Annotated in this window: 19 protein-coding genes; 9 read left to right on the top strand and 10 right to left on the bottom strand. The window is 43.3% G+C overall.

Annotated elements, in window-relative coordinates; translation table 11 throughout:
* Window positions 1–43 precede the first annotated feature (43 nt).
* A complete protein-coding gene (leuA2, locus tag CH367_RS03270) occupies window positions 44–1,375 on the top strand; it encodes a 2-isopropylmalate synthase LeuA2 (protein ID WP_100761036.1) in 1,332 nt (443 codons plus the stop codon).
* A 138-nt stretch (window positions 1,376–1,513) separates the two neighbouring features.
* Here the strand turns inward: leuA2 and CH367_RS03265 are convergent, their stop codons facing one another.
* The 4 genes from CH367_RS03265 to CH367_RS03250 form a co-directional block, all read right to left on the bottom strand.
* Entirely contained in the window at window positions 1,514–2,122 is a 609-nt protein-coding gene (locus tag CH367_RS03265) for a TetR/AcrR family transcriptional regulator (protein WP_100761035.1), read from the bottom strand.
* A 42-nt stretch (window positions 2,123–2,164) separates the two neighbouring features.
* Window positions 2,165–5,437, bottom strand: coding sequence for an efflux RND transporter permease subunit (locus CH367_RS03260; protein WP_100761034.1), 3,273 nt, complete (start codon window positions 5,435–5,437; stop codon window positions 2,165–2,167).
* Window positions 5,438–5,619: 182 nt separating this feature from the next.
* Window positions 5,620–6,318, bottom strand: coding sequence for an Lcl C-terminal domain-containing protein (locus CH367_RS03255; RefSeq protein ID WP_100761033.1), 699 nt, complete (start codon window positions 6,316–6,318; stop codon window positions 5,620–5,622).
* Window positions 6,319–6,337: 19 nt separating this feature from the next.
* Window positions 6,338–7,051 (bottom strand): LIC_13076 family protein, encoded by a 714-nt coding sequence (locus CH367_RS03250; RefSeq protein WP_100761032.1) that lies wholly within the window; start codon window positions 7,049–7,051, stop codon window positions 6,338–6,340.
* Window positions 7,052–7,249: 198 nt separating this feature from the next.
* On the opposite strand from CH367_RS03250, the gene CH367_RS03245 reads away from it, so the two are divergent.
* The 4 genes from CH367_RS03245 to CH367_RS03230 all read left to right on the top strand — a co-directional run bounded on the left by CH367_RS03245 (window position 7,250) and on the right by CH367_RS03230 (window position 11,541).
* A complete protein-coding gene (locus CH367_RS03245; protein WP_100761031.1) occupies window positions 7,250–8,239 on the top strand; it encodes a YheT family hydrolase in 990 nt (329 codons plus the stop codon).
* 119 nt (window positions 8,240–8,358) lie between these two features.
* On the top strand, window positions 8,359–8,835 hold the full coding sequence (locus CH367_RS21120; RefSeq protein WP_100761030.1) for a DUF1564 family protein: 477 nt from the start codon (window positions 8,359–8,361) through the stop codon (window positions 8,833–8,835).
* A 372-nt stretch (window positions 8,836–9,207) separates the two neighbouring features.
* Window positions 9,208–10,419 carry an acetyl-CoA C-acetyltransferase gene (locus CH367_RS03235; RefSeq protein WP_100761029.1) on the top strand — a complete coding sequence of 404 codons (1,212 nt, stop codon included), beginning with the start codon at window positions 9,208–9,210 and terminating at the stop codon, window positions 10,417–10,419.
* Between the two features lie 189 nt (window positions 10,420–10,608).
* Complete coding sequence (locus CH367_RS03230) at window positions 10,609–11,541, top strand: hypothetical protein (protein ID WP_100761028.1); 933 nt, start codon at window positions 10,609–10,611, stop codon at window positions 11,539–11,541.
* 69 nt (window positions 11,542–11,610) lie between these two features.
* Here CH367_RS03230 and CH367_RS03225 read toward each other — a convergent pair whose 3' ends face one another.
* The 3 genes from CH367_RS03225 to CH367_RS03215 form a co-directional block, all read right to left on the bottom strand.
* Complete coding sequence (locus CH367_RS03225; protein WP_100761340.1) at window positions 11,611–12,711, bottom strand: acyltransferase family protein; 1,101 nt, start codon at window positions 12,709–12,711, stop codon at window positions 11,611–11,613.
* Between the two features lie 81 nt (window positions 12,712–12,792).
* On the bottom strand, window positions 12,793–13,020 hold the full coding sequence (locus CH367_RS03220) for a hypothetical protein (RefSeq protein WP_125226086.1): 228 nt from the start codon (window positions 13,018–13,020) through the stop codon (window positions 12,793–12,795).
* Between the two features lie 32 nt (window positions 13,021–13,052).
* Complete coding sequence (locus CH367_RS03215) at window positions 13,053–14,072, bottom strand: DUF2804 domain-containing protein (RefSeq protein WP_100761339.1); 1,020 nt, start codon at window positions 14,070–14,072, stop codon at window positions 13,053–13,055.
* 126 nt (window positions 14,073–14,198) lie between these two features.
* Here CH367_RS03215 and CH367_RS03210 point away from each other — a divergent pair, with 126 nt between their 5' ends.
* On the top strand, window positions 14,199–15,083 hold the full coding sequence (locus tag CH367_RS03210; protein WP_100761026.1) for an LIC_13029 family protein: 885 nt from the start codon (window positions 14,199–14,201) through the stop codon (window positions 15,081–15,083).
* 47 nt (window positions 15,084–15,130) lie between these two features.
* On the opposite strand, the gene CH367_RS03205 is transcribed toward CH367_RS03210, so the two are convergent.
* Window positions 15,131–15,721: a hypothetical protein gene (locus CH367_RS03205; RefSeq protein ID WP_100761025.1), complete on the bottom strand. Its 591-nt coding sequence runs from the start codon at window positions 15,719–15,721 to the stop codon at window positions 15,131–15,133.
* Between the two features lie 187 nt (window positions 15,722–15,908).
* Between CH367_RS03205 and CH367_RS03200 the strand changes: the two genes are divergently transcribed.
* Window positions 15,909–16,739 carry an aldo/keto reductase gene (locus CH367_RS03200; RefSeq protein ID WP_100761338.1) on the top strand — a complete coding sequence of 277 codons (831 nt, stop codon included), beginning with the start codon at window positions 15,909–15,911 and terminating at the stop codon, window positions 16,737–16,739.
* A gap of 51 nt (window positions 16,740–16,790) precedes the next feature.
* Here CH367_RS03200 and truD read toward each other — a convergent pair whose 3' ends face one another.
* Entirely contained in the window at window positions 16,791–18,026 is a 1,236-nt protein-coding gene (gene truD, locus CH367_RS03195; RefSeq protein ID WP_100761337.1) for a tRNA pseudouridine(13) synthase TruD, read from the bottom strand.
* Between the two features lie 95 nt (window positions 18,027–18,121).
* Here truD and CH367_RS03190 point away from each other — a divergent pair, with 95 nt between their 5' ends.
* Together CH367_RS03190 and CH367_RS03185 are read left to right on the top strand one after the other, a co-directional pair.
* Window positions 18,122–18,571, top strand: a complete 450-nt coding sequence (locus CH367_RS03190) for a MarR family winged helix-turn-helix transcriptional regulator (protein ID WP_100761024.1) — start codon at window positions 18,122–18,124, stop codon at window positions 18,569–18,571.
* 216 nt (window positions 18,572–18,787) lie between these two features.
* Window positions 18,788–19,234, top strand: a complete 447-nt coding sequence (locus CH367_RS03185; protein ID WP_100761023.1) for a DoxX family protein — start codon at window positions 18,788–18,790, stop codon at window positions 19,232–19,234.
* A 76-nt stretch (window positions 19,235–19,310) separates the two neighbouring features.
* Here CH367_RS03185 and CH367_RS03180 read toward each other — a convergent pair whose 3' ends face one another.
* Entirely contained in the window at window positions 19,311–21,050 is a 1,740-nt protein-coding gene (locus tag CH367_RS03180) for a GMC oxidoreductase (protein ID WP_100761336.1), read from the bottom strand.
* Window positions 21,051–21,091 lie beyond the last annotated feature (41 nt).

Raw genomic sequence — 21,091 nt, 5'->3', positions numbered from 1 at the left:
CTCGGAAACCCACTCCTGAAGCCGGCCGGTTAAGGAGAAAACAATGAAACAAGATTCGGAATCGGGAAACGTAGACACGACGCATAACGCGATCGCGTTCGGCAATTCAAAAGAAATACAATCATTTTCTGATATTCTTCAGAATCCTCTCCCCAAACATCCGCCCTTTTTTATGGACGTAACGTTGAGAGACGGCAACCAGGCTCTTCGCAAACCTTGGAACCTCGATCAAAAGGAAACGATCTTTAAACAACTTTTGAAACTCGGCGTTCAAGGAATCGAAGTCGGTTTCGCTTCTTCGAACGATCAAGAATTCGAAGCCTGCAGTTATCTTTCTTCCATCGCGCCGGAGAATGTTGTGATTTCTTCCCTTTCCCGCGCGGTTGAAAAGGAAATCGAAATTTCTTGGAAGGCGATCGCGCGCGCTCCCAAACCGAGAATTCACATCGTATATCCGATCTCCGCGTTTACGATTCAAAACGTTTTGAAAACGACGGAGGAAAAAGTTTTGGAAAGAATTTCCGAATCGGTCGCGTATGCGAAAAGTCTCGTCGGTTCGAGAGGCGAGGTTCAATTCTCCGGTGAACATTTCGGAGATTCTCTGGAGAATTTGGACTTTGCAGTCGAAGCGTTTCGAACCGCGTTGAACTACGGAGCCGACGTGGTCAATCTTCCGAACACAGTGGAACGTTATCGTCCTTGGTTGTTCGTTTCCATGGTCAAAGCGGTGACGAACGCACTGCCGGAAGATTCTAAGATTTCGATTCATACGCATAACGATCTGGGAATGGCGACCGCGACCACCGTGGAATCTTATTTCTCCGGCGCGGTTCAACTCGAGACCGCGTTAAACGGACTTGGAGAAAGAGCGGGCAACACGAACACATACGAGGTTGCGATCGCCCTTCACAACTGCGGCGTCGATGTTCCTTTGAACTTTTCCGCGATCTACGAAACTTCTCGTTTGGTTTCTTATCTTTCGGATATTCCTATTTACGAAAAGGCTCCGTTGATCGGTGAAGACGTGATCTCTCATAGATCGGGAATTCATCAGGATGGAGTCGCTAAAACTCGGCATTTACAAAAGGGCGCCTATCGCGCGTTTGACGCCGCGCTGATTGGTAGACCCGAAGGAGATCGTATCGAATTTACGAGTCAATCCGGTAGAAGCGCGGTATTCTGCATTCTCAAAGACGCGGGTGAAGACATCACCTTGGAACAAGCGGGAAGACTACAACCGATCTTGAAGAAAATCTCCGAAGAATCCGGCAGGGGAGAATTGTCCCTTAACGAAATTCAAATCGAGTGGAACAAGATGAAAGCGATTTCATCTGCAAGTGATTTTCAAGCTAAGGATTTGTCGGAACAAGTTTAGGCGTGGAAAGGTTTCGTGTGTGGCGTGGTCTTCGAGGTCGGTTTTTGCGGGAACTCTTGCGTTTGAGTGAAGACGAAATCGAAAAAAGCTCGGTGTTCCGACCGAGCTTTCGAAATTTTGCGGGAACTCCCCGAATTTTCAGGACGATTTAGGAGACATCGGACAGGTCATGATTCCATAAAACAGAATTTCATGAATCTCCCCTTGCAGTTGGGCCATCGATAAAGGAGAATTCAAAAGAAGCTCCGGCGTTGCGGTCATCTCGATCGCGGAATTGAGAAGCGCGGCGAAAATCGTCGGATTCAGATCCTGGCGAATTTCCCCCTTCTCGATCCCTTGTTTCACCAAGGCTTGCACCGACTTGTTCACGGATTCCATTCTCACTTCTTTGATATAAGCGTAATGATCGGGAGCCTGATCTCGGATCTCCAAGATAAACTCGTTGGCTCCCGCAGGAAACTGACAGATCTTAAACTCGTTGATCGCCTGGATCTTTTCGTGAACGGAAAGAGAATCGTCCTCGCTGATCTCTTGGATCTTGGAACTCATGATCCCGTGTTTGCGGGTAAGAATTTCGAAAAGAAGATGATTCTTATTTTCGAAATGTTTATACAAAGTTTTGCGTGAGATTTTCAGGATTCTTGCGATCTCCTCCATCTTAGTTTTCGCATAACCGTATTTTAGAAAAAGCTCAAGCGCTTTATCCATAATCCGATGTTTTACATCATCCTGATCCATCGCGCTCATTCTCACCCGCTTACTCTATTTACGAAACTCTTTTTCAATCCCTTACGCATCCGGATTCGGAGAATTTCTTCTTACGAACTGATTCAGTTTTTCTATGTAAGAGAAAGCCGCCGGAACCACTACCAAGGTAAGGACCGTGGACGATATCAGACCTCCGATGATCGCAACACCCATACTCGTTCTTTGACGGGACGCCTCGTTGAGTCCGATCGCGATCGGAAGCATACCCGCGATGAGCGCAAAGGATGTCATAAGAATCGGTCTAAGTCTTTCTCTACCCGCTTCGATGATCGCTTCCTTCATTTCCTTACCCTGATCCAAAAGCTGATTGGTAAAGTCCACGAGAAGAATGGAGTTCTTAGTCGCGACCCCGATCAACATGATCAAACCGATCATCGAAAAGATATCCAATGATTTCTGAGTCAAGAACAGCGCGATAAAAGCTCCGCAAAGCGCAAGAGGCAACACGAGCATGATCGCAATCGGAGTGATGAAACTTTCGTAAAGAGAAGCTAACACCATGTAGATGAATAGAACTCCGAGTCCCATCGCAATTGCCATGGACGTTCCCATCTCCTTAAAGCTCTCCGCTTGTCCGGAGTAACCGATCTTAACACCGGGTGGCAAAGGAAGTTCGGTTTGACTGATCTTCGCAACCTCTTCCATCGCACCGCCCATACCGGGACCTTTCGGATTTACGTCCGCATAAATTTCAACGGACTTATTTCGATTGAGACGATTGATCGTAGCAAGACCGGTTGTTTCCTCGGCTTTCGCTACGTTCTGAATCGGAATCAATCTGTTATTGAAGTTCGGAACAAATGAATTGTAAAAGTTATCCTTCAAGTCTCTTTGAGAATCCTTGAGTCGAACGCGGATATCATACTCCACTCCATTCTCCCTATAAACCGCGGGAGTGGTTCCTTCCACAAGAGTTCTGAGTTCAGTTCCGATCGTAGTTCCCGGAACACCGAGCAACACTTCTCTTTCACGATCGGGAACCACTCTAAACTCGGGAGCGCCCGCTCTATAACTCGTATCCACGTCGAGAAGCGCCGGAGATTTTTGAAGACGTGCGAATAACTTCTTCGCATAATCTTCCACGACCTCGCCTCTTTGTCCGCTTACGGTAAGAGTAAAAGGTCTTTGACCGCCACCCACGTTATCAATGTCCTTCACGATCGGATTCGCATAAGAGAATTCCGCCAATTCTTTCCGAAGAAACGCTTTGAACTGGGTTGTGTTCATCGTTCTGTTCTTGGAAGGCACCATCTCCACGAACATGTTCGTGTTTCTGTTGGTGTTGAACATCGCGATGAGTTTGATTTCCTTATAGGAACGGATCTTTTGATCCACTTGTTGCGCGACCTGCGCCATCTTTTCCACGGACGTTCCGGGCGGCATATCCAAGGTTACGGAGAATTTTCCCTCGTCCTGTGCGGGAAGAAAGGTTTTCGGAATGAATTTGGTAAGAATCAAACTCACAACGAAGATCAGAACCGCGCTGGAAAGAATGAACATAGGTCTTTTTAAGGTGAACTTGAGAATGGAAGCGTATTTCTCTTCCAACCAAGATTGAAACACATTAAAAATACTTAATATCGAATCCAATCCGCTTTCGAGCTTACCGAGAACCGCAAGAACCGGAGAAAAGATTTTGGAAAGAATTCCTTTTGCGGAATTATTCTGAGAACGGATTTTGGAATAAGCGATTTCTTCCAAAGCCGTCGTCGCTACTGCACCTTTTGTCTTTGTTTTTCCTTTTGCGGACTGAGTAACGATTTCGGGAATCGCATCGTGTCCGTGACCGGGTTTGTTTCCGTGATTTCCGATCTTACCGCCGAAATACGCGGACAACATCGGAGCGATCGTTAGAGCGTCGTAAAGGGAAATCAAAAGCGCGAAACATACGGTTAAGCCGAATTCCCTTAAGAATTGTCCCACAACCCCGCTGATGAACGCGATCGGCATAAACACCGCGATCACCGTCATCGTAGTCGCAATTACGGCTAACGTAACTTCTTTCGTTCCTTCGATAGAGGCTTCTCTTGCCGTTTTTCCCATCTCCCTATGTCTGAAGATATTCTCTCGAACGACGATCGCGTCGTCGATCAGAAGACCGACCGCGAGACTGAGTGCGAGAAGAGTCATCACGTTCACGGTAAAACCCGCGATCGCCATAAGAATAAACGCGCCTAAGAGAGAGTTTGGAAGAGCGAGTCCGGTGATCAACGTGGAACGTACACTTCCTAAAAATAATAATACGACAATGATCGTAAGAATGATCCCGATGATGATCGTTTCCTTAACGTCGTAGATATTGTTGTCGATCGTTATGGAAGAATCGTTTGCCGCAGTCAGGTCGGGCGATCCTTTTCGTTTTGCAAGATCGAGATTGATTTCGTTTACTTTTTTCTTAACGGCTTGCGCGACCGCTACGGTATTCGAACCCGATTGTTTATAAACTAAAAGAAAGACAGCCTTCTTACCGTTAAAGTACGCTCTGGAAGTTTCATCTTCCACCGTGTCCTTAACCTCTCCGAGTTGCCCGATCTTGATCGGAATCTCGTTTCCAAAAAGTGATATCGGCGTATCTCTGATTTCTTGAGGAGATTGAAACTCGTTGATCGTTCTATAAACGAGTTCTTTGTCCGTCTTACTTACCTTTCCGGCAGGAATGTTCATTCCCCCCGAAGCAAGTCGATTGGCGACGACGAACGCGGGAATCATATGTTCTTTGAGTTTGTTCCGATCTAACTCGACGTGAATTTCTCTTTTGCGTCCTCCGTAGATGTTTACGTTTCCAACATCTTTCGTGGTAAGAAGAATTTGTTTTACTTCTTCGTTTGCGATGTCGTATAGTTCCGCTTCGGGAAGATCGGCTCTCAGTGCGATGATTAAGATCGGTTGATCGGCAGGATCGATTCTTCGAATTACCGGTTCTTTTGCGTCGTCCGGTAGTTTCGGTTTTACACTGGAGACTTTGTCCCGAACCTGTTGTTCCGCGTATTTAACGTCGGTTTCGAGTGTGAACTCTACGACTACGGTTCCCACGCCTTCGTTACAGATCGACTTTACTCTTTTTACCCCGGAGATCGTGGAAAGTTCGTCTTCAACCGGTTTCGCAACGAGCGTTTCGATTTCGTTGGGAGCCGCACCTGGATAAGGAACGGTCACTGTTACGACCGGGATCGTTACGTTGGGGAATAAGTCGACCCCGAGTTTGTTTAATGAAAGATATCCCGCAACTAGGATGAGTAAGACCGTACAGGTAATGAAGATGGGTCTTTTGATCGAAAGCGATGCTAAGTTCATTTTAGAATCTCCTGCTTTTAACTCGGATTTCGCCGAGCCTGGAAACAGTAATAGTATCTATTGTTTCCCATTAGGAAACAATTTTTGATTTATTTGTTTCCTGTCAAGTTAGAATTTTCTGAGAACTGGGGAGTCGCGGGGAGTTCCCGCGATTTTCAGGTTTTTACTGGAAAACTAAGATTTTAGCGGGAACTCACGCAACGGAGATTTCCAGACGAGTTTTTCACTATGGACGTATTTGTAAGCCCGGAGGTAAAATTGACTCTCCAAGCGATTGTTGCATCCACCGGGTCGCTCGTACTCGACCAAAATTCGATCGGATTGTTCGTCGGATTACCGGGAAACCAATCTTTGCGAATTGTAGGAACATCAAAACCAGTTCCTGTTGAAGAACAAGCCTTAGAATTGTCCTTTGAATTAGCCAAATCCGTTCCATTGGAACAATAAACTAATCCTTTCAATTCCGCGTGCGTGGGAACTCTCCAAGTCATACTTCTACCGGCAACGCTAAAAGTAGAACAAGAATCAAAGGCTGGACCCGAAGTCAAAACACCACCGAGTGATCCATTGCATTGATTGTCCGCAGTAGAACAATACTGAGGTGAAACTAAAAACCCGGAGCAAGAATCAGAAGCCGCATCATAAGTTTGACCTTGGGAGCATCTCATCCAAGTCAGACCGGATAACGGAAAGAATATCGTCTCGCCATGAATCACTGGGGTAGTTCCCGCAATCAAAAGAATCAAAGCGGGAATCGGAGAATCTTTTTCTTTCTCAGGAGAAACAAAATCCTTAAAATATGGATTCAAATAACAAGCCGAATGCAAAAAAAGAAAACATGAAAGAAAGATTCTAAAGAAGAACAATCGAAGGTTTATCATACTTAGAAATGTCCTTTCCTTAATCCTGAAAACGAACTCTTTGAACGTCTGCCCGTCGGAAGATTCTTTCTTTACCTTTATGAAATAGTTTAACCCCATCGCCATCGATTCGGGTCACAGTCCCTTTTACGATCTCACCCGACTTCAAAAACAAAACGGAAAGATTTTTAGAATGTTTAATTTCTTTACTCCAAGCATTGTCCAGCTCTTCGCTAAGTGAAGAATGAATTTTCTCCTGCAATTCTTCCTTGATTTTTGCCGTATCTACCTTGGATTCTTTCTCGGTTTTTTCCATTCCATTCGAAGTCGAATTTCTAACCGACGAGACATCCCGTAGATCACAAGTCTCCACATCGATCGTCTTTCGAGTAACGGAAGCGGCTATTCCTAAAAAAGTGCTAAGAATTCCATCCAACCAAGATGTTCGCAAAGTTACTCGATAATTGCGATTGCTGTCCGGTAAAAGTTCAGTAGAATCGATTTTATTAATCGGGATGGAACCGAAAAGGACGTACCATTGGTATTTCTTGGTGCTCGGTTTACAATTTGCGGGAACACCTTCATTTGCATTCGATTCTTTCTGTGAATCAGAAGTAATCTTTAAACTTTCGCCTCCCTTTACAGAGCCCAAGTCCAAAGTCGTGCATGAATAATAAAAGAATGGAATCACAATGAAGAACCCAAACCGCGAATTGTTAAAAAATGAATACAAAAAAGAAAGTAGATTCTTCACTTTAAGATAAACTCCTAATCTCCGAAAATATGCGCTGTTCTTATATTTTTAGAAACTGCCCTAAAGGCCAGTTTTTTTCAAAATTAATTTTGAGATAAAAGCTCGAGTTATAATTGAACAGATCCTGTCAAAAAAATTTGTAAGAGTTCCCGCGTTAAAAAGACTTTTCCAGGAAATTCAATATTGCAAAATGTTCTTATGTTCAAGAATCTCACGACTCCCAAATTTAAACCTGCGGGAATTCTGAAATTTCCTTTTATCCAAACAGCGCTTGCTTCTTTAGCTTGGAATTTACCGGATGAAATGCCCTTTCTAAATAATTCGGAAAGAATGATTTTAGATGCTGGCAGAGGAGTGAAATTAGAAGGGGCTCTGAGTAAACAAAAGAATCAAAAGTCAAAAGGATTTATAGTTTTACTGCATGGATGGGAAGGAAGTATTAATTCAACTTATATCTTGAGAACTTCTCATCACTTCTATGAAAAAGGTTATGACATCTTTCGCTTAAATTATAGAGATCATGGGGACACGCATCACCTCAATCCGGAACCATTCAACGGAAGTCTAATCGAAGAAACTTACGAAGCGATTCGAAAGGCTACTTTTTTCGCGGCTAAAAACGTACCCGTCTATATTACTGGTTTTTCTCTGGGCGGGAACTTTACACTTAGAGTAGCGCGAGTTCATTCTCAATCTAAACCTGAAAAGAAATTAAATCAACTTAAAGAATGTATCGCAATTTCTCCAGCAATCCATCCAAAAGATGCGACGATGCTCATGGATAGTAAACTTATCATTGGCAGATACTTTCTTAAAAAGTGGAAACAGTCGATTGAAAAAAAGCAAAAACATTTTCCAACGTTAGTTCCTTATGAAACGATACTTAAAGAAAAATCGGTAATGAAAATGACGGCGAGACTCATAGAATCCACCGACGACTTCAGCGACCTTGATCAGTATTTCGGAACTTATACTCTTGGAGAAAAAGAACTTTCTCAAATCTTAATTCCGACAACCATTATTACTTCAATAGATGATCCAATAATTCGGGGGGAATCTTTTCTATCTCTTCATCCTAACAGGAATGTGCGAATTTCAATTCAGGATTTCGGCGGTCACAATGGGTTTCTCGAAGATTGGAAAGGTACTTGTTGGTATTTTCGAGCTTTAGATGAAATTTTTTCTTAATCTTCATCGTTGTGGGAGCTCTTCAAAGAAAGAAAAAAATAAAATTTAGAATTTTCAAACGATTATAAAAAAGATCGCTTTTTCTATTTTCTCAAACCTTTCACAGAACCGTATAGAGCATGAAAAGTCCTATACATGTAGATAATCGTTCCATTGTTTCTTCTTTAAACATTTCAAAAATTACGTGTACATTCTTAGTTCCACTTAAAATTGTAAGACAGTTACCAAATTCAGAGCGCAAGAAAATCGGAAAAAATCTTGGAGTCTTACTCAAAATTCATGCTCATCGTTTAAATCGAAGAAAGAAATTTAATAGTCGAGCCCTTACGATTAAATATCAAAAGCAAGGGAATTCACTGATCAAATTTAACACACGCATTCATCCCGAGGAATGGGCTCAACTTGGTATCATAGCGGCTTCACATGGCATTTCAAAATGTTTACTTTACTGCATACTAATTCAACTACAACTTTCAAAGCTTTCTAAACGATTCATGAAACCTCGGAACATTTTAAGTTCTAAGATCAGATATTATTCTTTTGTATGGAGTTTAGATCTAAAAACCAAAAAAATTCGGAGGACATTGTATGAATAATTTTGAATGCTATATCGAATTTCCTTTTTAAAGAAAAGACGCTTAAACAAAAGTTTAAACTTTTAAAGAGTTCCCGCAATTTCCGATTATTACTAACTGATACGCCGCAGGGATGCGAAGGGTTTAGTCCGCAGGACCGAGCGGGACTCCGCGAGCCCGTAGAAGCCCGACCCTCCTGCTTATAGTCCGAATGGCGTTCGCTTTATTTTAATCGGCAGGAGGGTGCGGCCCCGAAACTGATTCTCCGGCAGAGTTCCCGCAAAAAGAATTGCAAACTCCCGTAGATCCCCAAAATAGAAACCGAAACACCCAAATTCACTAAACAGCTGTTCAATTCGATCCCAAAAGACGAATCGACAGCGAGGTAATAAGATGTCAAACGCCTATGTAATCGACGCAGTTAGAACTCCGAGAGGAAAAGGAAAGAAGCGCGGAACCCTCGCCACCATTCACCCGCAGGAACTCTCCGCCGCAACCCTCAACGCAATCCAAGAAAGAAACGGAATCAAACCTGAAATCGTAGAAGAAGTCGTAATGGGATGTGTATCCCAAGTGGACGATCAAGCGGCATGTATCGCACGTTATGCGGTAATGGCGGCACTTTGGCCGAATTCGGTACCTGGATACACCGTAAACCGTTTCTGCGGATCGGGACTTCAAGCCGTAAACAACGCCGCGAACCACGTTCAATCCGGTTCTATGCAAATCGCACTCGGAGGCGGAGTGGAATCCATGTCCCGCGTAAAGATGGGAGCGGACATGAACGGAAGGGATTTTAATGTAGGAAATCCCAATATTCAAAAACACTATAACTTAGTTCCTCAAGGAATCTCCGCGGATTTGATCGCGACAAAGTTCGGAATCTCCAGAGAAGAAGCGGATCGTTTCGCGGAATCATCACAAATCAAAGCGGACAAAGCGATCAAAGCGGGTTACTTCAAAAAATCCATCATCCCCGTAAAAGCGGAAGACGGAACGATCGTCGATACCGATGAAAATCCTCGTATCGAATCCACATTCGAATGGCTTTCCGATCTCGGACCCGTTTTTAAAACGATCGGAGAAAAAGAATTGGATGCGATCGCGCTTAAGTCTTATCCCGAAATCGGTAAGATCAATCACATACACACGTTAGGCAACTCATCCGGTATCGTGGATGGAGCGGCTTCCGTTCTTCTTGCCTCCGATGAAGGAATCAAAAAATACGGATTAAAACCACGCGCAAAAATCGTTGCGATGGCTTCCACGGGAGAAGACCCAACCATCATGTTGACCGGACCGGTATCCGCTTCTAAAAAAGCGTTGGCGATGGCGGGATTGAAAGCGGACGATATCGATATCTGGGAAATCAACGAAGCGTTCGCTTCCGTAGTTCTTTATACTCAGAAATCACTCGGAATTCCGAGCGAAAAAATCAACGTAAACGGAGGATCCATCTCTCTTGGACATCCTCTCGGAGCAACGGGTGCGATTCTTCTCGGAACCGCGTTAGACGAACTCGAAAGAACTCAGAAACGTTATGCGTTGATTACTCTTTGTATCGGTGGCGGAATGGGAATCGCTACGATCATAGAAAGAATATAAAAAAGTTTCCGTTCATCCGGGTCTTTTTGAGACTCGGATGAATCTTCCCTCCCGTTCATTCCTCCTTTTTTACCTTTTGTGCTTTCCTTTTTTTAAAAAAATAGTCAATAATTTCCTTCCGCCAACGTTATCCGTATAGATAGAAAAATTTTACTGAGAATTCACTCTTTTGTAAAACGGAACGAAACGATGGAAGATACTACTTTAGCTCAAATCATCCTGGACAAAATCAAAAAGGAAAACGAGAATTTTCAATTACCGACTAACACGGATTTGTTTTACCATTTCCGTTCGACTCTGAACCTCTCGGAGAAGAAAGTCGTAAAGATTCTCAATTTTCTCAAAGACTCGAACTGCATTTTCGTATTAAATCTTAAAAAGCAAAACCCGAACTTCTCCTTGCCCGGTTTGGACGCTTATGTGGTCGCTGATTCATTTTTGGCGGAAAGCCTTTTTTCCAAATTCCAAAAGGATCTCGAACTTCAATACAACGCGATGTATCGTAAATCCTTAGGATATCAACAGATCCTAACGAGAGTTTTGGACGAGATCGCAACGATTCAAAACCAATCCGTCCTTGAACTTTTTTCTTTCTGCGTTCTTCTCGAAGACATTCGCAAGATAATGAAGGCTCATCCGGAACGTTACGAGGAAACCAAAAGAATCCAAACTCTTAAGGACATGATCCGCGATTCGGAAACTCCCCTTTCCTTCAATCCGGAACGAAATTATACCTCGGCGGAACCGGTTTCAATTTCAACGATTTACGAAGTGGAGTCCCATAACGAAAACGATGCCTACGTCGCAAATGCCGAAACCGTTAAATCGAAAGCAAAAACGAAATGGGAATTGATGGCGGAACTTTATTCGGTGCCGTTTCTTTTGAGAATTCACTTTAGAAAAAAAGAATATTCTGTGATTCAACAGCTTCTTCTTTCTTCTAAGATCAAAGCAACGGAAGATCTGAAGATGGTTGCGGTCAATTGTTCCAATCTTCTTTCCAAAACTACCTTGGAAGGAAGTTTAAGAATGGAATTGAACAATCTCCGCAATCTCGCGATGAAAAAAATCCTGGACGAAGTGAAAGCTCCGGTGTTCAGCGATCTGGAATTGGTGATTTAAAAAACCCCAAACTTCGGGACGACAATAAAAAGTCCCGAAGTTTTCCTTCCTGCTTCCTTCCTTTCCATTCTACACTTTAAAGTAAATTTTCTTTTTATCTAGAAAACTCAAAATTCCCCACCAAACGATCAAATGGAGAATGGCGTAAACCAAAGACGCCAAATACGGATCTGCGGCGACCGACACGAGCTTTCCGTAAAACCAAACCTTTACGCTGATCGACTTTCCGTTTGCTCCGATCGTGGTCCATAGATTCAAAGTTCTTGCAACGATTCCCGAGCCTACAAAAACCAAAATCGCGTTTTTTCCGAATACAAGAAATGGCTGAAATAGCATTTCTAAAAAGGACCGATTTGATTCTTCCTTTCTAATTCCGATCGATACATGCAAAAATTCGAATATTCCAGTGCACAAAAAGGCGAGCCCCGCCGTATAAACGGCATAACTTCCGGTCCAAAGACTTTTATTCATCGGGAGAAACGTATTCCAAAACAAGCCGACTAACGTTAACAAAACTCCGGATCCGAAAAGCGAAACGATCTTATTCCGGCTCGTCCATTCCTTAGAAAAAAGAATCAGCCCGCAAAGAACTCCGAATAACGCGCTGGCGATCGCGGAAATTCCGCTAAAGAATCCTTCGGGGTCCCAGGTTTTGGAAAATTTCCAGAGATGTTTTTCACCGAAGATCGTTCGATCGATCCAAGCTCCGATATCCTTTCCCTCTTCCAAAGAAACGATCGATTCTCCCGGAGGAGGAACCTGGATCAAAAACCAAGTGTGAACGAAAAGGATCGGAATCAAAAAGAACAAAACCTTCTTTCCCGGAAACAAAAGATATAAGGACGCCACGGCAAAGTAGACAAAGCCGATTCTTTGCAAAACACCGGGAATTCTGAGTTCGGCGAAAGACCATTCTCCGAAAAAACTCAGAAACAATCCGATCGCGATCAGTATAATACTTCGGATCAGAATCCCGAAAAACACCCTGCTTCGGTCCATTCCATTTTTAGAATACAATGAAATCGGAATGGATGCACCCACCGCAAAAAGAAAAAAGGGAAACACCAGGTCCGTCGGAGTACATCCGTTCCATTTCGCGTGTTTTAAGGGAGAATAAATCGAGGACCAGGATCCCGGATTGTTTACGAGGATCATCCCCGCGACGGTCATTCCGCGGAACCAGTCCAAGGATAAAATTCGATTCTTACTTTGAGTTTTTTCGGTTTGCAAAAGAGGTCCGGCGAAATCGGGTTACGATTCTATTTTTAGGATCTTATCCAGTCGTATTTTTTCTCCGCCTTCCAGAACGGCAAATTCTTCCCTGTTTGCGGAAACGAGGTCTAAAATTCTTATCTTCGGAGTTTTGACGGGTTGTGTTTCGTTTTCCCCGATCCATTCCAAAGAAACCTTTCTTTTTCTAAGAACGATTTCCTCGAGGCGATCATAGAAGTCGCAGGCAATCGGCACATACACATTCATAAATTATAATATTCTCGATCGATTGTGCGTTTTCACCAAAGCGATCGATGAAATTCGGTAAAACCGTAGACGTCCTTAAAGGTAACGTCCTTTCCGTCCGTATTGCGGAATCTTCCGGAGAATTTTCCCACGAATTGTCTGAAGTATAATTTGGACACGATCAGATTCATCTTGTCCTTTCTTTCTCCCTCGGGTTTGAACTCGAGTTCTACCAATCCTTCTTCGTCGTAGATTCTCCAGGGTTTATACGGATCCTTTTGTGAAAAATCGAAAATCAACCGAGGAACCCTTCTTCTTTGATGATTGATCCAATACGCGTTTTCGGAAAAGAAAGTCTCGTTTACGAGCGCCGCAAAGTTCGCGCCGATCGAAGTTTTATCGGGAAGAATGGCGCTGAAAGCCGCCCAGTACCAATTCGTTTCACTTCTGAGATAACCGCCGGACCAATCGTAAACGATCGTGGTTTTTTTCGGATCGAAAACGAGCGGTCTGTCCTGATAGGAAAGTTCTATCGAAGTCGGGATCAAAGGAGAACATTTTTCGGTGAACGTCCAATGAGTCGGCTCGGAAGGGTTTACAACCCTTAGGGGAGAATGACTTTTTAATGCGAAGTCCGCGTTAAACCGAAATCGCAGTTTTTTTCCCAAAAACGCGTCCACTTGAAGTTTTCCCTTCGAGTGCGATTTATCCACGTTCAAAAAGGAAGAACCCTTTTTAAACTCTATCTTATATTCGTCCGGATTGGCCGGAAATCGCAATCCACTTCCTATATCGAGCCCTTTCGTGTCGAACTCGTATAAAATGCCGTCCTTATAATGATAAAGATACGCGAATACGTTATACACATACCCGAGGCTGACTGCGGCGAATCCGATTAAGAATTCTTCCGTGATAATGCCGATGTAATTGAATCTTTTAAACGCAAAACGCTTCTTTAAGCCGCGAATTTCTTTTCCGAAGAAATCGAGCAGTTGAAATTCTTTATAGTTAAATTCAACCGGACCGTCGAAAACCCCATAGTTGACTTTATTTTCGGAACCGATAATTTTCATCTCGATCGGGTAAACTATGAGAGAAGGTTTAAAAAGCAATGTAAATATATGTCTCTCGGCAATTTCGCTTTACTTTTCCTTTTTTCAAATCAGCATTGGCATACCAATTGTTCCAAAAAGAAGCCTATGGCAGAAACACAAAGCCAGAACCCGCTCAAATCTACGAATCTCGACGAGTCAGATCTAAAGATTCTAAAATCCAAAAAAACTTCACGCGAACTTTCCGTTCTTCTGTATCGCGTTCTTTATAGAACGGACGAAGTCAGACAAGGCGCGGTTAAGGTTTTAAAGGAAACGTTTTTAAGAACTCATACCAATCATCCCGAATTGTTTCCGATCCTCGATCGTGCGAAATTCACCAAGGACATGATCAATCTTTATAAGACTTCCACGACCTTATCCCAGGATAAATTGGAAATGTTCTTCAGTGCGATCCATGCTTCGTTTCAAAACGAGATCCGTTATTTGGTCGGCAAGTCCACGCAGTTTTCTTTCGACATCATCTTTCTCGTAATCGAAACGATTTTGAACGAGATGAATCTGCCCGAAACCGAAAGAACCGTGAACATGAAGGATCGTGAAACGATTCTGAAGAATTTTAAGGCCTACAACGACTTATCCAAGATTTTCAACAAGATCGGGAATACAAAAGTGGTGATCGATAAAAAAGACGAGATCATCACGGAGATTTCGATTCTTCATAAGGACATCACGATCATTTCCATCGAAAGTATGTTTCGTCATATTTTGGCCCAGCTTTTACTTTCCAAAAAATACAACTGCGGAAGTTTGATCGAAAAATGGGCTCAGGAATACGGAATGGAGGACAATGCTCCTTCCATGAAACGTGTGATCGTGGAAACGACCCCGTTGACGGAATTCAGACTTCAGTTTACGAATGCGGTAAAGATCCTCAAAGACGAAAACGAACTGGATCTTATGTTTTTAAGAACGCTTGCGAACTACTACGCTTCCTGGGTAACCCAGGTTTCGGAACAAATTCCTTCCTAACATTAGAATATTCCAAATACGGAATATTCTAATGTTTTCATCCAAAATCAGCCCAATCTTTTGAGAGAAACGCTCAAAGAATAAACCGCGATGGCAAGTACCACGTGAAAGATATCCACGTTCAAAATCGGTCCTCTTGAACCGGTTGTTCCGATCACAAGTCCCGCGAGAATAAAAAGAATCGCCCCCAAAATTCCGTAAAGAGCCGCGACCTTCGTTCCGCCCGAATTCTTACGGATACAAACGAGAATCACGGTGACCATCGCAATTCCGCCTAACGCGGTCGACAGAAGCGGGAAAGGAAAAACGTATCCGAAAATCACATAAAGAAGAAATAATACTCCCGCGATCGGATAAAGGGAATTCTTTTCCAACTTCTTGATTCCGATGTGAAAGAAACCGATCCCGATCAAAGGAACTCCCACAAAGGAAGCGAGCCCGACGGAAAAACGATAAACAGGATCCAAGATCCCGATTCCTAAAAAGTGAATCACGCCTAAACCGGCCGAAACTCCGATGGTAAGAAATCCGAAAAACCCGGCGGTTCTCGCGTAAGAAGCGGCGCTTCTGATTTGAAACGCAACGAAAAGGGCGACAAGACTTAGAATTAAATCGGAAAAAACTGTACTCAATTGCATGGTGGATGATAGTTCCCAAAGAAAAAAATTTTGCAATTCTTTCCCAAAGAGAAACAGAAAAAAGATCCACGATCTTAAAGTATATTCTTCCCAAAGATTCGTAAAAGAAGAAAGAATTTATCGCCTATTTTTATCTTTAAGAACTTTGTTCCGGTTTCAAAATCGTCCAAGGATCATAGGAATTTTTATGACAGAAAAAGCTCTCAATCAATCCGTAGTTCTCAACAACGGAATTTCGATGCCGATCTTCGGACTCGGAGTTTGGAAAACCAAATCCGGAAAAGAATGTACCGAAGCGGTTTTAAACGCTCTCGAAGCCGGTTATCGACATATCGATACCGCGAAAATTTATTCCAACGAAGAAGACGTAGGCAAGGCGATTCGAGAAAGCGGAATTCCAAGAAAGGAAATTTTCATCACCACCAAACTCTGGAACGCGGATCAAGGATCGGATAAAACGAGAAAGGCGCTCGAGTCGAGTCTTACAAAATTGGGAATCGATCAAGTGGATCTATATCTCATCCATTTCCCCGTCACTTCCAAAAGAATGGATTCATGGAAAGAATTGGAAAAGGCCTATCATGATAAACTTTGCAGATCGATCGGAGTCAGCAATTATACGATCTCTCATCTTGCGGAGTTGTTGAAGGATTCGCAGATTACTCCCGCGGTCAATCAAGTGGAATATCATCCTTTTCTAAATCAGGTCGACTTATTCGATTATTGCAAAAAACATAAAATTCAACTGGAAGCTTATAGCCCCCTTGCGCACGGCCAAAAGATTGAAGACCCCAAGATCGCTCAAATCGCGAAAAAATACGGCAAAACACCGGCACAGATTCTGATTCGATGGGCGATCGAACAGGATATAGTTGTAATTCCGAAGTCCGTCAAAAAGGAAAGAATTATCGAAAACTCAAAGGTTTTCGATTTTAAAATTTCGGAAGCGGATATGAAAACTTTGAATTCTTTGGATGAGAATTTTAGAACCTGTTGGGATCCTTCCGAGGTCGCTTAACAATTTAGAATTTATGAATGTTTCGACGATGCGAACGCGCACAACGTTACGTTATATGTCTGCGCGGAGCGTTAACCGCTTAACAAGCATGGTCGCATAACAACCGGAAGGAAGACGAAAGGAGATTTTTACTTTTTTTCTTCCTGGATTTCGATCGTCTTCTTCGAAATCGCCGATCTCTAAATTTTCGGGAAGAACATGGATCGTTCGATCGAAAGCATTCATTTTGATTTTTGGAAACGGGGATCGGTCCAAATCCGATTCTTTTAGTCCATTTCTGCTTAAAACGGATTTCAAAACGTCTATTTCATTTTTAGAATATTCTAACTTTTGAATCCCCGGACTTCCGGGAACGGAAAGGTTGCGAGATAAAGACAAAGATTTTATCAAAGACCGTCCCGGAAAAAACAAAGGGCCGGTTGTGGTTTTGATCCAGACTCCGGAGCTTTCTTCCGACGAAATCAAAAGTTCGGAAACGAATTCATTCCAGACGAGGGATTGCATCGAAGACAAGAGCATCAACAATTCTTCTTCGGGAAATTGTTGGATCAAATCGGAGTAAGTTTTTGTTGCGGGAACTCTTTCCCTTTTTAATGAGGAGAAGATTCGATTCTCCAGTTTACTCCCCGAAAGTTTTGCGCATTCGGACCAATTCCCCCAGGCCGCTTGTAGATTTTTCTTTCGATCCCGGGCTTGTTTTTTTTCTCCGGGATACGGATCCGTCAATAGCAGTTTGAGGCAGGTTTCCGCATCGCCTTTTAGAAACGGAAAAACGGGAAGTCGGAACTCCGTATGAAATCGACTAAACCTCTGGGAATCGTAGTAGTTCATAAAACCGGTTTCTCGAACTTTTTCGAAATTGTTTTGGAAAGCCTGGAGTTCCTTTTCGAAAAGATTCCGGAGCGTGAGAACGAAACGGTTTCCTTCGTTCACCTCTGGGGTGAGAGATTTGTCGGAAAAACCGACCGGGTCCAAGTGCAAAACTTGCAAGAGTTCCCGCGGGACCTTCAAAGGTCTCTGGCAACTTATGTATTGCGAAGTTGTCGCATGCCGGTCCTTCTTCCCCGCGTATCCGATCTCGTTTTGGGAAACCCCGGATTCTTTTGCGATTCTCAAAAGCGCGTCGAGTGTATTCCAACCGGATTTTCGAAGTCGGAAGACCATCCATTTCCCGGTTTTTCGAAGGAAATCCGGGGAAAGAATCTCCTCAACTTGGAAATCCTCCGGATTTTGTTTGAGATCGTAGACCAAAAATCCGCTGAAAGGATGCTCTGACACGATTTCCAAAGTGCGGGAACTCTTCACAGGAACAATCTTGAAATAAAAAAACTCGTTGACCCCGAAACCTCGTCTAAGAAATAATAGTTCAAGTTTGAAGTATTATGGGAACCCACTACAAAGGAAATAGCAGAGAAACGGCGGTCTTGAACGCATTTATCAAGCTGAGCCGTTGTTCCGACTCGATTCGTCAGTTGGAAGAAAAGGTATTCTCAAAATACGGCCTGACCACGGGCCAATTCGGATGTTTGGAAACCCTTCACCACCTGGGTCCGATGTGCCAAAAAGAAATCGGCCAAAAGATCTTTTCCTGCGAAGGAAACATCACACAAATCGTAGATAACCTCGAAAAACGAAAGCTCGTGCAACGGGTACGAAGTGAGGAAGATCGTCGTTACATCATCATTCATCTCACACCGGAAGGAAGCGCGATCGTGCAGGAAGCGTTTCCGGATATTCTCAATTCTCTCGTAGATAAGTTTGATCCATTGTCGGAGAATCAACTTTTAGATCTCGGTGATTTCTGTAAGGAGATTGGATTGAAGACCTTATGAAATCTTTTCTTCGCCCTTATACTTTAAATTTAAACTATTTATCTTCAAAACGCGAATCGGCTCTGGATCTACGTCGAGGAGTTCCCGCACTTCCATGAAATCTGCAAAATACCAAACCGTTGGGAGTTCATTCCCAAATACTTTAAATTCAAATCATTCAGCATTGAAGATTGTCGAATGATAAATACATTACCGGAATCATTTAGGAGGAAACTAATGCTTCAAAAATTTTTTAAAACAGATTCGGATCTTGGATCCCTCATTCTCAGAGTAGTTACAGGAGTTGTAATGTTCCCACACGGAGCTCAAAAACTTCTCGGTTGGTTCGGCGGTTACGGTTTTACGGGAACCATGGGTTATTTGACCGGAGTTGGAATTCCTACACCGATCGCGTTCCTTGTAATCATCGGAGAATTTTTCGGCGCAATCGGGTTGATCCTTGGATTGTTCACAAGATTATCCGCTTTCGGAGTCGGGATCATCATGCTCGGAGCTGTTTTTATCGGTCACGTGGAAAACGGTTTTTTCATGAACTGGGCGGGAACTCAGAAAGGAGAAGGTTTCGAATTTCACATTCTTTTGATCGCAATTTCGGTCGTTCTTTTTATCAAAGGTGCGGGAAAAGCTTCCGTGGATTCTTTGATCGAAGAAAAACTCGATTAATCAGAGATTCTTCCGGAAATCCGTGGAACAACAATCCACGGTTTTCCGGAAACATTCGTATTTTAGAATATACTGATTATCTTTTTTTCTTCGCCTTCGATTTTGCCGAAGTTTTCTTTTTAGGCGTTTTGGCGGCCGAGAATTTTAGTTTTCCGAAAAGTTCGATCACTCCCCACTTCTTCTCAAATTTAAAGCTGTGAATTTCCTTCTCCTTAGGAGGAACAAAGGACATCGCCCGTTCCGAAAGCGCGGTGATCGTAAGACTCGGATTCACTCCCAAGTTTGCTGGAATCATAGAACCGTCGCAGATCGTCAGATTCTGATAACCGAATACCTTGTTTTGAAGATCGATCACACCCTCGTCCGAGGATTCTCCGATATTACATCCTCCTAATATATGTGCGGTCGCCGGAATGTCGAGTAACGCCTCGTTGATACTACTTCTTGCAACTCCGTTCGTTATTTTCGCAAGCCTGCGAGCAAACTCGTTCGCAATCGGGATATACGTAGGAATTTTCTCTCCATTCTTCTGCGTGGAAGAAAGCGTTCGTTTAAAAGGCCAGATCCATCTTCTTTTACGAACGATCTCGATACTGTTGTCCACGGTTTGCATCACGAGAAGAATGATCGTTCTTCTTGCAAATCCGATCGGGTTCATCAAACTTATGCTGTGAATCGGATGTTTTAAAACTTCGATCAAGAATCGAAGTTGTCTCGGAATACTTCCTCCCCCATCTACAAGAACGCCCGCGGCCAAACCGTTCATCGCATCGGCTCCGTCCGAATAACGAACCGGTTCGATATGTGTGTGTTCGTCCGGGAACACGCTGGAAGTGATCGCAACTCCATGAGAAAGATCGGCCTTCTTATCGTTTAAAGTTACGCCGATCAAGGACTCGCTGTTGGTTCGAACGACTTCGCCCAATCGTTTTGAAAGTTTGGGAAGAATTCCCTCTTCCTTCATCTTTAACAAAAGTCCTAAGGTTCCGAGAACTCCCGCGGAAAGAACAACGGCTTTTGTTTTATAAATTCTTCTCGGTGATCCGAAAAACGAAGTTGTGGTTTCCGTTTGAATCTCGTAACCTTCGGAGCCGTCTTCTCCCATTGGAATCAACTTCGATACTTTCGTTTCCGGTAAAACGATCGCACCCGCTTTTTCGGCGAAGTATAGATAATTCTTATCCAATGTGTTCTTTGCGTTGTATCTGCAACCGACCATACAACCGCCGCAGTCGTTGCACGAATTTCTTTCTGGACCTTCTCCGCCGAAAAAAGGATCAACTCCGCTCTTTCCAAAGTGAACCCCGACCGGAGTTTTGTTAAACGAATTCTCGATTCCGAATGTCTTTGCGGTCTCCTTCATATAACGATCGGATTCCCAGGTCCGAGGATTCTCCACTACGCCCAACATTCTTTTTGCAAGTTCGTAATATGGAAGAATTCCCTTCTTACCTCCCATCCTCTGAACGAGCGTTTTTTTCCAAAACGGTTCGGGCGGAACATACAACGTGTTCGCATAAACAAGACTTCCGCCTCCTACGCCCGCTCCGCTCAACACCATCACGTCGTTTAGAAAGTTGATTCTTTGAATTCCGAAGCAGAAAAGTTTAGGGAACCAGAGAAACTTACGCAGATTCCAATTCGTTTTCGGAAATTCCGAACTATTCCAGCGTTTACCGGATTCCAACACGGCGACCTTATAACCTTTTTGCGAAAGTCTAAGCGCGGATACGCTTCCTCCGAAGCCCGAGCCAACGACGATATAATCGTAATCGTATATTATTTCTTTGTTTTTCGAAGTTGAATCCAAGTTCATTTCCAGTCCTATCGAAGTTTTTAACGGCTTAGAATTTTTTA

It is taken from the genome of Leptospira barantonii, assembly GCF_002811925.1.
Taxonomy (GTDB): Bacteria; Spirochaetota; Leptospiria; order Leptospirales; family Leptospiraceae; genus Leptospira; species Leptospira barantonii.
Note: the sequence above shows the minus strand (reverse complement) of the source record. Positions and strands in the feature narration are given on the sequence as shown.

Coding starts and splice junctions, on each gene's coding strand:
- CH367_RS03245 (WP_100761031.1), top strand. CDS start 7,250: ATGTTCAAGAATCTCACGACTCCCAAATTTAAACCTGCGGGAATTCTG.
- CH367_RS03220 (WP_125226086.1), bottom strand. CDS start 13,020: ATGAATGTGTATGTGCCGATTGCCTGCGACTTCTATGATCGCCTCGAG.
- CH367_RS03230 (WP_100761028.1), top strand. CDS start 10,609: ATGGAAGATACTACTTTAGCTCAAATCATCCTGGACAAAATCAAAAAG.
- CH367_RS03235 (WP_100761029.1), top strand. CDS start 9,208: ATGTCAAACGCCTATGTAATCGACGCAGTTAGAACTCCGAGAGGAAAA.
- CH367_RS03180 (WP_100761336.1), bottom strand. CDS start 21,050: ATGAACTTGGATTCAACTTCGAAAAACAAAGAAATAATATACGATTAC.
- CH367_RS03260 (WP_100761034.1), bottom strand. CDS start 5,437: ATGAACTTAGCATCGCTTTCGATCAAAAGACCCATCTTCATTACCTGT.
- CH367_RS03190 (WP_100761024.1), top strand. CDS start 18,122: ATGGGAACCCACTACAAAGGAAATAGCAGAGAAACGGCGGTCTTGAAC.
- leuA2 (WP_100761036.1), top strand. CDS start 44: ATGAAACAAGATTCGGAATCGGGAAACGTAGACACGACGCATAACGCG.
- CH367_RS03255 (WP_100761033.1), bottom strand. CDS start 6,318: ATGATAAACCTTCGATTGTTCTTCTTTAGAATCTTTCTTTCATGTTTT.
- CH367_RS03185 (WP_100761023.1), top strand. CDS start 18,788: ATGCTTCAAAAATTTTTTAAAACAGATTCGGATCTTGGATCCCTCATT.
- CH367_RS21120 (WP_100761030.1), top strand. CDS start 8,359: ATGAAAAGTCCTATACATGTAGATAATCGTTCCATTGTTTCTTCTTTA.
- CH367_RS03215 (WP_100761339.1), bottom strand. CDS start 14,072: ATGAAAATTATCGGTTCCGAAAATAAAGTCAACTATGGGGTTTTCGAC.
- CH367_RS03205 (WP_100761025.1), bottom strand. CDS start 15,721: ATGCAATTGAGTACAGTTTTTTCCGATTTAATTCTAAGTCTTGTCGCC.
- CH367_RS03200 (WP_100761338.1), top strand. CDS start 15,909: ATGACAGAAAAAGCTCTCAATCAATCCGTAGTTCTCAACAACGGAATT.
- CH367_RS03265 (WP_100761035.1), bottom strand. CDS start 2,122: ATGAGCGCGATGGATCAGGATGATGTAAAACATCGGATTATGGATAAA.
- CH367_RS03225 (WP_100761340.1), bottom strand. CDS start 12,711: ATGACCGTCGCGGGGATGATCCTCGTAAACAATCCGGGATCCTGGTCC.
- CH367_RS03210 (WP_100761026.1), top strand. CDS start 14,199: ATGGCAGAAACACAAAGCCAGAACCCGCTCAAATCTACGAATCTCGAC.